Genomic DNA, 12087 nt, shown 5'->3' on the forward strand with positions numbered 1-12087 from the left:
CAGAGACTCGGCACGTAAGGTTCAGCTTTCAAGATCTTCGGATCTTGAGACATCCCCCTACGTGCCGAGTTCTGGAGCACTTCATGACCGAACTTCCCCCCTGCCGCCGTACCGTCCTGCGCGGAGCCGCCCTCGCCGGCGTGGCAGGCGTAGGCCTGACCGCCTGCGGCGGCAGCTCGGACGCCGCGACCAGCACCGGCAGCACCGCCAGCAGCAGTGCTGCCACCACCACCTCCACCGAGCTCGGCGCGACCTCCGAGGTCCCCGTCGGCGGCGCCAAGCTCTACAAGGACGCCAAGGTCGTCGTCTCGCAGCCCACCAAGGGCACCTACAAGGCCTTCAGCGCCGTCTGCACCCACCAGGGCTGCGTCTGCGACGCGGTCAGCGGCACGACCGTCTCCTGCCCGTGCCACGGCAGCAAGTTCAACGCCGAGACCGGCGCCGTCGAGAACGGCCCCGCCACCACCGCGCTGCCCGCCGCCCAGGTCACCGTCAAGGACGGCAAGCTGGTCGTCGGATAGCCCTGCGGACGGCACAGGATTGTCATCCCCAGTCAGTAGGGTGGGAGCATGGCCGATCCATCCAGCTACCGCCCCAAGCCGGGTCAGATTCCGGACAGCCCCGGCGTCTACAGGTTCCGGGACGAGTACGGCCGGGTGATCTACGTCGGGAAGGCGAAGAGCCTGCGCTCCCGCCTTTCCTCATACTTCCAGGACCTCGCGAATCTCCATCAGCGCACCCGCACCATGGTCACCACCGCCTCCTCCGTCGAGTGGACGGTGGTCGGCACCGAGGTCGAGGCGCTCCAGCTGGAGTACTCCTGGATCAAGGAGTTCGACCCGCGCTTCAACGTCAAGTACCGCGACGACAAGAGCTATCCGTCGCTCGCGGTCACCCTGGGCGAGGAGTTCCCGCGCGTCCAGGTGATGCGCGGCCCCAAGCGCAAGGGCGTGCGCTACTTCGGTCCGTACGCCCATGCGTGGGCCATCCGCGAGACCGTCGACCTGCTGCTGCGCGTCTTCCCCGTACGGACCTGCTCCGCCGGGGTGTTCAAGCGCTCGGCGCAGATCGGCCGGCCCTGCCTGCTCGGCTACATCGGCAAGTGCTCCGCGCCCTGCGTCGGCCGGGTCACCCCCGAGGAGCACCGCGAACTGGCCGACGAGTTCTGCGACTTCATGGCCGGCCGCACCGGCACGTATCTGCGCCGCCTGGAACAGCAGATGAAGGACGCGGCCGCCGAGATGGAGTACGAGAAGGCGGCCCGGCTCCGCGACGACATCGAGGCGCTCAAGCGCGCGATGGAGAAGCAGGCCGTCGTCCTCGCCGACGCCACCGACGCCGACCTGATCGCCGTCGCCGAGGACGAACTCGAAGCCGCCGTCCAGATCTTCCACGTCCGCGGCGGCCGGGTGCGCGGCCAGCGCGGCTGGGTCACCGACAAGGTCGAGGAGGTCGGCACCGCCGGACTGGTCGAGCACGCCCTCCAGCAGCTGTACGGCGAGGAGAAGGGCGACGCCGTGCCGCGCGAGGTGCTGGTCCCGGCCCTGCCGGAGCCGTACGAGCCGGTGCAGGAATGGCTCAGCGACCGGCGCGGATCGCAGGTCAGCCTGCGGATACCGCAGCGCGGCGACAAGAAGGACCTGATGGCCACCGTGCAGCGCAACGCCCAGCAGGCGCTCGCGCTGCACAAGACCAAGCGCGCCTCCGACCTCACCACCCGCTCCCGCGCCCTGGAGGAGATCGCCGAGGCCCTGGACCTGGACACGGCGCCGCTGCGCATCGAGTGCTTCGACATCTCCCACCTCCAGGGCGATGACGTGGTCGCGTCGATGGTGGTCTTCGAGGACGGGCTCGCCCGCAAGAGCGAGTACCGTCGCTTCCAGATCAAGGGCTTCGCAGGTCAGGATGACGTCCGGTCCATGCACGAGGTCGTCTCCCGGCGTTTCCGCCGCTATGTGCAGGAGATGCAGAAGACCGGGGAGTGGGTGGACGGTGACGGCGAGGACGTCACGGCCCCTGTCAGCGGCCCCATCGACCCCGACACCGGCAAGCCCCGCAAGTTCGCCTACCCGCCGCAGCTCGTCGTGGTCGACGGCGGGCAGCCGCAGGTCGCCGCCGCCAAGCGGGCCCTGGACGAGCTGGGCATCGAGGACGTCGCGGTCTGCGGCCTCGCCAAGCGCCTGGAGGAGGTCTGGCTGCCCGGCGACGACGACCCGGTCATCCTGCCCCGCACCAGCGAAGGCCTCTACCTGCTCCAGCGGGTACGCGACGAGGCACACCGCTTCGCCATCGCCTACCAGCGCAGCAAGCGCTCCAAGTCGATGAAGACCGGCGCCCTGGACTCGGTACCCGGCCTGGGGGAGACCCGCAGGCAGGCCCTGCTCAAGCACTTCGGCTCGCTCAAGCGGCTGCGTACGGCGACCGTCGACCAGCTCTGCGAGGTGCCGGGCGTCGGGCGGCGTACCGCGGAGACGGTGCTCGCGGCGCTGGCCGGGGCGGCACCCGCCGGCCCTGCGGTGAACACCGCCACAGGAGAGATCATTGAAGATGAGGGGACGGCCGGAACGGCGGCCGCCCCGCCGGAACGGGGGAAAGGCACATGAACGAGAACGACGGAGGCGGAGAACAGGTGACAACCGGTGGAGCGAGCGAGGCGGCGGAAGCCATCCCCGAGCTCGTGATCATTTCTGGGATGTCCGGCGCCGGCCGCAGCCACGCGGCCAAATGCCTGGAGGACCTCGGCTGGTTCGTGGTGGACAACCTGCCACCCGCCCTCATCCCCACCATGGTCGACCTCGGCGCCCGCTCCCAGGGCAACGTCGCCCGCATCGCGGTCGTCGTGGACGTCCGCGGCCGGCGCTTCTTCGACAACCTCCGCGAATCGCTCGCCGACCTCGACGCCAAGGGCGTCAAGCGCCGTGTGCTGTTCCTGGAGGCCTCCGACGACACGCTGGTACGCCGCTTCGAGTCCGTACGCCGCCCGCACCCGCTGCAGGGCGACGGCCGGATCGTCGACGGCATCGAGAAGGAACGCGAGCTGCTCAGCGAGCTGCGCGGCGACGCCGACCTGGTCATCGACACCTCCGCCCTCAACGTCCACGAGCTGCGCGCCAAGATGGACGCCCAGTTCGCCGGCGAGGAGGAGCCCGAGCTGCGCGCCACGGTCATGTCCTTCGGCTTCAAGTACGGCCTGCCGGTCGACGCCGACCTGGTCGCGGACTGCCGCTTCCTGCCCAACCCGCACTGGGTGCCCGAGCTGCGCCCGTTCACCGGCCTCAACGACGAGGTCGCGACGTACGTCTTCAACCAGCCCGGCGCCAAGGAGTTCCTGGACCGCTACGCCGAGCTGCTGCACATCATCAACGCCGGCTACCGGCGCGAGGGCAAGCGTTACGTCACCATCGCGGTCGGCTGCACCGGCGGCAAGCACCGCAGTGTGGCCATGTCCGAGCGGCTGGCCGCCCGGCTGTCCGCCGACGGCGTGGAGACCGTGATCGTCCACCGCGACATGGGGCGCGAGTGATCAAGACGGCACGGTTCCTGCGCCGTTCCGCACGTCGCTCGGGGTCAGGGGCGACACCCAAGGTGGTGGCGCTGGGCGGCGGCCATGGACTGGCCGCCTCGCTCTCCGCGCTCCGCCGTATCTCCCAGGATCTGACCGCCGTCGTCACCGTCGCCGACGACGGCGGGTCCAGTGGCCGGCTCCGGGAGGAGTTGGGCGTCCTGCCGCCGGGCGACCTCCGGAAAGCGCTTGCCGCGCTGTGCGGGGACGACGAGTGGGGCCAGACCTGGGCCAGCGTCATCCAGCACCGGTTCACCAGCGAGGGTGATCTCCACGGCCATGCGGTGGGCAATCTGCTGATCGTCGCGCTGTGGGAACAGCTCGGCGATCCGGTCGCCGCCCTGGAGTGGGTCGGGCGGCTGCTCGGCGCCCACGGACGGGTGCTGCCGATGTCCTCGGTGCCACTGGAGCTGACCGCTTCGGTACGCGGCCACGACCCCGGGAAGCCGGACGACATCACCATGATCCGGGGCCAGGCCAATGTCGCCCTCACCCCCGGTGACGTGCAGGAAGTCCAGCTCGTACCGGCCGATCCGCCGGCTGTGCCGGAGGCCGTGCAGGCCGTGCTCGACGCCGACTGGGTGGTGCTGGGGCCGGGGTCGTGGTTCTCGTCCGTCATGCCGCATCTGCTGGTGCCGGACCTGGTCTGCGCGCTGATGGAGACCCGGGCCCGCAAGGTGCTCGCGCTGAACCTCGCGCCGCAGCCCGGCGAGACCGAGGGATTTTCTCCGCAGCGTCACGTGGAGGTTTTGGCCCGACACGCCCCTAAACTCACCATCGACGTGGTGCTGGCCGACGAGGCCGCCGTGCCCGACCGCGACAGCCTCGCCGAGGCCGTCCAGCGGTTGTCCGGCACGGTGGAGCTGGCCCGGGTCGCCGCCCCCGACGGGCCGCGACACGACCCGGAACTCCTGGCTGCCGCGTACGACCGGATTTTTCGTATGCATGGAAGGATCGGCCCATGGCGATGACGGCAGCGGTGAAGGACGAGATTTCCCGGCTTCCCGTCACCCGGACCTGCTGCCGCAAGGCGGAGGTTTCGGCGATCCTGCGTTTCGCGGGCGGACTGCATCTGGTGTCCGGCCGCATCGTGATCGAGGCGGAACTCGACACGGGGATCGCGGCGCGGCGGCTCCGCAAGGACATCCTGGAGATCTTCGGGCACGCCTCCGACCTGGTGGTCATGGCCCCCGGCGGCCTTCGGCGCGGCAGCCGTTACGTTGTCCGGGTCGTCGCCGGCGGCGATCAGCTCGCCCGCCAGACGGGGCTTGTCGACGGTCGCGGGCGCCCGATCCGGGGCCTTCCGCCGCAGGTCGTCTCCGGCGCCACGTGCGACGCCGAGGCGGCATGGCGCGGTGCGTTTCTCGCCCACGGCTCGCTCACGGAGCCCGGCCGGTCCTCCTCCCTGGAGGTCACCTGCCCCGGGCCGGAGGCCGCCCTGGCGCTCGTGGGCGCCGCCCGCCGGCTCCAGATCGCGGCCAAGGCGCGCGAGGTCCGTAACGTCGACCGGGTCGTGGTCCGGGACGGCGACGCGATCGGCGCGCTCCTCACCCGGCTCGGCGCGCACGAGTCGGTGCTCGCCTGGGAGGAGCGCCGCATGCGCCGGGAGGTCCGCGCGACGGCGAACCGCCTCGCCAACTTCGACGACGCGAACCTGCGCCGCTCCGCCCGGGCCGCGGTCGCCGCCGGCGCGCGGGTCCAGCGGGCGCTGGAGATCCTCGGCGACGAGGTGCCCGAGCACCTGGCCGCCGCCGGCCGGCTCCGTATGGACCACAAGCAGGCCTCGCTGGAGGAGCTCGGCTCTCTGGCCGAGCCCCCACTGACCAAGGACGCCGTCGCCGGCCGCATTCGCCGCCTCCTCGCCATGGCCGACAAGCGCGCCCAGGACCTCGGCATCCCCAGCACGGAGTCCAACCTGACCGACGACATGGCGGACAACCTGGTCGGCTGAGCGCAGCCGCAGCTCCCTCCGTCGGCGCCCGGTCGGGGCGCCGGCGGCCCGCTGTTCCGTAAAATCGCGGTATTGACATGACCATGTAGACCCAGAAGCCTGGCGACTGACCGTGCACGGAAGGTGCACGCCATCGCAAGGGGGGCTCATGGGACGCAGGACAAGATCGATACTCGTCGCCGGCGCGCTGTTACTGGGAGGGGTCATCGCGGCGCCGCTCAACCAGGCAGGGGCCGCGACCGCGTCCGACTCCGGCGCGGACGCCATCAAGGTCTTCGACGCCGACGTCACCCGCGAGCAGATACCGCTGCTCCTGGCGGCCGGTCAGGACGGCGACGAGCTGGCCAACCAGCCGCCCGCGAAGGGCACCGCGCGCGTCGAGCTCTACCTCACCGACGCCCAGGCGCGTGACCTGGAGAAGAAGGGCGTGGACCTCGCCGAGCACACCGTCTCCGCGAAGGCCGAGGCCCGCATCCAGGCCGCCGGCGACGGCGTCTTCCGTCCGTACAGCGGCGCGGGCGGCATCGAGGAGGAGATCGTCAAGACCGGGCAGGCCCACCCGGATCTCACCAAGGTCGTCTCCATCGGCAAGACGCTGACCGGCCAGGACATCCTCGCCGTCAAGCTCACCAAGGGCGCCAGGAAGACCAAGGACGGCGCGAAGCCGTCGGTCCTGTACCTGTCCAACCAGCACGCCCGCGAGTGGATCACGCCCGAGATGACCCGGCGGCTGCTCCACTACTACCTGGACAACTACGGCAAGGACCAGCGGATCACGAAGATCGTGGACTCCACCGAGCTGTGGTTCGTGATCTCCGCCAACCCCGACGGCTACGACTGGACCCACAACCCCGACGGCGACCGGCTCTGGCGCAAGAACCTCCGCGACGTCAACGGCGACGGCGTCATCACCAGCGGCGACGGCGTCGACCTCAACCGCAACTTCGCCTATAAGTGGGGCTACGACGACGAGGGCTCGTCGCCCAGCCCCGCGAGCGAGACCTACCGCGGCGCGAGCCCCGGATCCGAGCCCGAGACCAAGGCGCTCGACCGCTTCGAGAAGCGCATCGGCTTCGACTACGGCGTCAACTACCACTCGGCGGCCGAGCTGTTGCTGTACGGCGTGGGCTGGCAGGTCGCCACACCGACCCCGGACGACGTGCTCTACAAGGCGCTCGCCGGCACCCCCGGCAACTCCGCGATCCCGGGCTATTACCCGCAGGTCTCCTCGGAGCTCTACACCACCAACGGCGAGGCCGACGGCCATGCCGCCAACGTCAACGGGATGATGATGTTCACCCCGGAGATGAGCACCTGCCAGACGGCTTCGAACATCGACCCCTCCGACGCGTGGAACCCGGAGGACTGCGAGTCCGTCTTCAACTACCCCGACGACGAGACCCTGATCCAGGACGAGTTCGCCAAGAACATCCCCTTCGCCCTCGCCGTCGCCGAAACCGCCGCCCACCCCGACCAGCCCGTCTCCGTGACCGGCACCGAGGCCCCCGACTTCACCCCGGCCGCCTTCACCACCTCCTACGCGCGCGGCGCCGACCAGGAAGTCTCGGTGACCGTACGCAAGTCCGTCACCGGCAAGACGCTCAACTACAGCGTCGACGGCGGCCGCACCCACACCGCCCGCCTCAAGGCCTGGAAGGGCGGCGAGACCTACGGCGGCCAGGACAACCTCCGCTTCGACGAATACCGGGCCGACGTCGAGGGCGCCCGCACCGGCGCCACGGTCAAGGTGTGGTTCACCGGCCGTACGAAGAGCGGCAAACCCACCTCCAGCGACCCCTTCACCTACACCGTGGCCGCCCGCGCCAAGGCGAACACCCTGGTGATCGCCGAAGAGGGCGCCGGGGCCGTACACGCCCAGGAATACGTCGACGCCCTCAAGGCCAACGGCCGCAGCGCCGTCGTCTGGGACGTCGCCGCCCAGGGTGCCCCGTCCCCGCTCGGCGTACTCAGCCACTTCCGGACCGTCGTCCACTACACCGGCGCCAAGGTGCCGGGCGGCGACACCCAGCTCGCGATCCGCGACTTCCTCAACGAGGGCGGCAAGCTGATCGAGGCCGGGGAGCGGGCGGGCGGCTCCGCCGTCGTCGGCCGCGCCTCGACCAACGACTTCAGCCAGTACTACCTCGGCGCGTACTCCCGTACGTCGACGTCCGGCGCCACCGGCCTCACCGGCAGCGGAGCGCTCGCCGGCCTCACCGCCCCGCTCGGCGCCGCCTCGGACAACCCGCTGGACGCCGCCGGCGCCTACACCGTCACCTCCGACACCCTCCCCGCCGCGGACTACCCGCAGTTCGAGAGCGCCCAGGCGGGCAGCTACGCCGGCGTGGTCAATCCGTACACGCCGTACGAAGGCCAGTGGATGGCCGCCGCAACGCACACGGACAACGACTGGAAGCGCCTGTCCCGCACCGTCGACCTCACCGCGGTGAGCGCGGCGGACCACCCCGAACTGCGGCTCGCGCTCAGCTGGGACACCGAGCCCGGTTACGACCACGCGGTGCTCGAAGCGCACACCGCCGGCGCCGACGACTGGACCACCCTGCCCGAGGCCGGCGGCGCCACCAGCACCGCCGTACCCACGGAGTGCGAGGCGGGCTTCTTCATCGGCGAGCACCCCTTCCTGACCCACTACCTGACGCCGGGGGCCGACGGCTGCACGGCCACCGGCACCACCGGGGCCTGGAACAGCTTCACCGGCTCCTCCGAGGGCTGGCAGCAGGCCGCGTTCGACCTGAGCGCCTACGCGGGCACCAAGGTCGAGCTGTCGCTCAGCTACATCACCGACCCCGGCAGCGGCGGCCACGGCGTCTTTGCGGACGACGCGCGGCTCGCGGTGGGCGGAACCGAGCAGCAGGCCGAAGGCTTCGAAACCTCCCTCGGTGACTGGACGGTGCCCGGCCCGCCGGCCGGAAGCCCGGCCACCGACGGCGACTGGGGCCGCGCGGGCGCGCTGTTCACGACCTACGCGGCGGTCACGACGCACGACACCGTGCTGCTCGGATTCGGACTGGAACACGTCCCCGGCAGCTCGGACCGCGCCGCGTTGATCGCCAAGGCACTGGCGGCACTGCGCACCTGAGGTGCACCTCAGGCGCACCTGAGGCGCATCTGAAGGCGGCCCGAGGCCCGCCCGAGGTGCCCCTGAGAAGCTGCCTGTCCCCCTACCGCCCAGTAGGGGGACAGGCCACCGTTTCACCGGCCCGCCTGATGTCACCCGGGGCTCCCGGGCGAGGTAGGGTCGTCCTTGGTCGGGGACATCCCATACGTCGCAGCCGGAATGGAATCCGGCGAATCAGCGAGGAGATCGGTTCGTGACGATCCGCGTAGGCATCAACGGCTTTGGTCGCATCGGTCGCAACTTCTTCCGTGCCGCCCTGGAGCAGGGTGCGGACATTGAGATCGTGGCTGTCAACGACCTGGGTGACACGGCGACCACCGCGCACCTGCTCAAGTACGACACCATCCTGGGCCGCCTCAAGGCCGAGGTGAGCCACACCGCCGACACCATCACCGTGGACGGCCACACCATCAAGGTGCTGTCGGAGCGCAACCCGTCCGACATCCCGTGGGGTGAGCTGGGCGTCGACATCGTCATCGAGTCGACCGGCATCTTCACCAGTGGCGAGGCCGCCGGCAAGCACATCACGGGTGGTGCCAAGAAGGTCATCATCTCCGCGCCCGCCAAGGGCGAGGACATCACGATCGTGATGGGCGTCAACAACGACAAGTACGACGCCGCCAGCCACCACATCATCTCCAACGCCTCGTGCACCACCAACTGTGTGGCGCCGATGGCGAAGGTGCTGCTGGAGAACTTCGGCATCGTCAAGGGCCTGATGACCACGGTCCACGCCTACACCAACGACCAGCGCATCCTGGACTTCCCGCACAGCGACCTGCGCCGTGCGCGTGCCGCCGCCGAGAACATCATCCCGACCACCACCGGTGCCGCGAAGGCCACCGCGCTGGTGATCCCGGAGCTGGCGGGCAAGCTCGACGGCATCGCGATGCGCGTCCCGGTCCCGACCGGCTCGGTCACCGACCTGGTCGTCGAGCTGGAGCGCGAGGTCACCAAGGACGAGGTCAACGCCGCGTTCCAGAAGGCGGCTGAGGGCCAGCTCAAGGGTCTGCTGGAGTACACCGAGGACCCGATCGTGTCCTCGGACATCGTCAACCAGCCGGCGTCCTGCACCTTCGACTCCCTCCTGACCATGGTCCAGGGGAAGAGCGTCAAGGTCATCGGCTGGTACGACAACGAGTGGGGTTACTCCAACCGCCTCGTCGACCTGACCACCTTCATCGGCGGCCAGCTCTAAGCAACGCGCAGCACGATGCGATGAGGACAGGGTCCGGACGACACCAGAGTCGTCCGGGCCCTGTCCCATGACCTAGGAGCCATGGATGAAGACGATCGAAGACCTCCTCGACGAAGGCGTCGCGGGCAAGCGGGTGTTCGTCCGCGCCGACCTCAACGTCCCTCTTTCCGGTGACACGATCACCGACGACGGCCGCATCCGCGCCGCCGTGCCGACCATCGCCAAGCTCGCCACCGCCGGCGCCAAGGTGATCGTCGCCTCGCACCTGGGCCGCCCCAAGGGTGCGCCCGACCCCCAGTTCTCGCTCGCGCCGGTCGCCAAGCGGCTGGGCGAACTGCTCGACAAGGACGTCGTGTTCGCCACCGACACCGTCGGTGAGAGCGCCCAGGCCGCCGTGTCCGCGCTGGCCGAGGGCGAGGTCGTACTCCTGGAGAACCTGCGCTTCAACGCGGGCGAGACCGCCAAGGACGACGCCGAGCGCGGCGCCTTCGCCGACCAGCTGGCCGCGCTCGCGGACGCGTACGTCGGTGACGGCTTCGGCGCGGTGCACCGCAAGCACGCCTCGGTGTACGACCTGCCGGCACGTCTCCCGCACGCCGCGGGCGGGCTGATCGCCACCGAGGTCGGGGTGCTGAAGAAGCTCACCGAGGACGTGGCGCGTCCGTACGTGGTGGTGCTCGGCGGCTCGAAGGTCTCCGACAAGCTCGGGGTGATCGACCACCTGCTGGGCAAGGCCGACCGGATCCTGATCGGCGGCGGCATGATGTTCACCTTCCTCAAAGCCCAGGGCCACGAGGTCGGCGGCAGTCTGCTGCAGGAGGACCAGATCCCGGCGGTCAAGGAGTACCTCCAGCGCGCCAAGGCCCAGGGCGTGGAGTTCGTGCTCCCGGTCGACGTCGTGGCCACCGACGGCTTCCCCGACCTGAAGAACCCGGTCGCGACCCACCCGGTGACGGTTTCCGCCGAGGCGATCCCCGGTGACCTGATGGGCCTGGACATCGGTCCGGAGTCCCGCAAGCTGTTCGCCTCGAAGCTCGCCGACGCGGCCACCGTGTTCTGGAACGGCCCGATGGGCGTCTTCGAGCACCCCGACTTCGCCGAGGGCACCCGTGCGGTCGCCCAGGCGCTGATCGACACCCCAGCGTTCACCGTGGTCGGCGGCGGCGACTCGGCCGCGGCCGTACGCATCCTCGGCTTCGACGAGAACGCATTCGGCCACATCTCGACCGGCGGCGGCGCCAGCCTCGAATACCTCGAGGGCAAGACGCTCCCCGGCCTCGCCGCACTGGAGGACTGACCTCAATGACCACCCGTACGCCGCTCATGGCGGGCAACTGGAAGATGAACCTCAACCACCTCGAGGCCATCGCCCACACCCAGAAGCTCGCCTTCGCGCTCACCGACAAGGACTACGACGCCGTCGAGGTCGCCGTCCTGCCGCCCTACACCGACCTGCGGTCCGTCCAGACCCTGGTCGACGGCGACAAGCTGAAGATCAAGTACGGCGCCCAGGACCTCTCGGCGCACGACGCCGGCGCGTACACCGGCGAGATCTCCGGCTCCATGCTCGCCAAGCTGAAGTGCACGTACGTGGCCATCGGGCACTCCGAGCGCCGCCAGTACCACCACGAGGACGAGCCGCTGATCAACGCCAAGGTCAAGGCCGCGTACCGGCACGGCCTCACCCCGATCCTGTGCGTCGGCGAGGGCCTGGAGGTCCGCAAGGCGGGCAACCAGGTCGCACACACCCTCGCCCAGGTCGACGGCGCGCTCAAGGACATCCCGGCCGAGCAGGCCGAGAGCATCGTCATCGCGTACGAGCCCGTGTGGGCCATCGGCACCGGCGAGGTCGCCACCCCCGAGGACGCCCAGGAGGTCTGCGGGGCGATCCGCGGCCGGCTGGCCGAGCTCTACAGCCAGGAGCTGGCGGACGCGGTCCGTATCCAGTACGGCGGCTCGGTCAAGGCCGGCAACGTCGCCGCGATCATGGCGCAGCCGGATGTCGACGGCGCCCTGGTCGGCGGCGCGGCGCTGGACGCGGAGGAGTTCGTCAAGATCGTCCGCTTCCGCGATCAGTAAGGCGAGCGGTCAGTACCCTCACCCCCTGTGAGGGAAGTAGGCTGTCGGGGGCGGACCACCGTCCGGCCCCCCGGCCCCAAGCCGTCGTACACCAGTGACCGCGAGAGTTTGTGCTGGTGTGGTAATCGGGGTGTACAAAGCCCACAAAGTCATAAGCC

Annotated in this window: 9 protein-coding genes; all 9 read left to right on the forward strand. The window is 70.1% G+C overall.

Annotated elements, in window-relative coordinates; genetic code table 11:
- Positions 1 to 83 precede the first annotated feature (83 nt).
- The 9 genes from ACFXJ5_RS15600 (at position 84) to tpiA (ending at position 11929) form a co-directional block, all read left to right on the forward strand.
- On the forward strand, positions 84 to 521 hold the full coding sequence (locus ACFXJ5_RS15600) for a Rieske (2Fe-2S) protein (RefSeq protein ID WP_384630903.1): 438 nt from the start codon (positions 84 to 86) through the stop codon (positions 519 to 521).
- A 48-nt stretch (positions 522 to 569) separates the two neighbouring features.
- Positions 570 to 2603 (forward strand): excinuclease ABC subunit UvrC, encoded by a 2034-nt coding sequence (uvrC, locus tag ACFXJ5_RS15605; RefSeq protein WP_384630904.1) that lies wholly within the window; start codon positions 570 to 572, stop codon positions 2601 to 2603.
- On the forward strand, positions 2600 to 3523 hold the full coding sequence (rapZ, locus tag ACFXJ5_RS15610; RefSeq protein WP_384630905.1) for an RNase adapter RapZ: 924 nt from the start codon (positions 2600 to 2602) through the stop codon (positions 3521 to 3523). The genes uvrC and rapZ overlap by 4 nt, the downstream gene beginning before the upstream one ends.
- Complete coding sequence (locus tag ACFXJ5_RS15615; protein ID WP_384630906.1) at positions 3520 to 4533, forward strand: uridine diphosphate-N-acetylglucosamine-binding protein YvcK; 1014 nt, start codon at positions 3520 to 3522, stop codon at positions 4531 to 4533. The genes rapZ and ACFXJ5_RS15615 overlap by 4 nt, the downstream gene beginning before the upstream one ends.
- A complete protein-coding gene (gene whiA, locus ACFXJ5_RS15620; protein ID WP_384630907.1) occupies positions 4524 to 5513 on the forward strand; it encodes a DNA-binding protein WhiA in 990 nt (329 codons plus the stop codon). The genes ACFXJ5_RS15615 and whiA overlap by 10 nt, the downstream gene beginning before the upstream one ends.
- A gap of 148 nt (positions 5514 to 5661) precedes the next feature.
- Entirely contained in the window at positions 5662 to 8613 is a 2952-nt protein-coding gene (locus ACFXJ5_RS15625) for a M14 family zinc carboxypeptidase (RefSeq protein WP_384630908.1), read from the forward strand.
- 232 nt (positions 8614 to 8845) lie between these two features.
- Positions 8846 to 9850: a type I glyceraldehyde-3-phosphate dehydrogenase gene (gene gap / locus ACFXJ5_RS15630; protein ID WP_384630909.1), complete on the forward strand. Its 1005-nt coding sequence runs from the start codon at positions 8846 to 8848 to the stop codon at positions 9848 to 9850.
- 85 nt (positions 9851 to 9935) lie between these two features.
- Positions 9936 to 11147, forward strand: a complete 1212-nt coding sequence (locus ACFXJ5_RS15635) for a phosphoglycerate kinase (RefSeq protein WP_384630910.1) — start codon at positions 9936 to 9938, stop codon at positions 11145 to 11147.
- Between the two features lie 5 nt (positions 11148 to 11152).
- Entirely contained in the window at positions 11153 to 11929 is a 777-nt protein-coding gene (gene tpiA / locus ACFXJ5_RS15640) for a triose-phosphate isomerase (RefSeq protein ID WP_384630911.1), read from the forward strand.
- The last annotated feature ends 158 nt before the right edge of the window (positions 11930 to 12087 follow it).

The organism is Streptomyces sp. NPDC059373 (genome assembly GCF_042751495.1).
GTDB lineage: Bacteria > Actinomycetota > Actinomycetes > Streptomycetales > Streptomycetaceae > Actinacidiphila.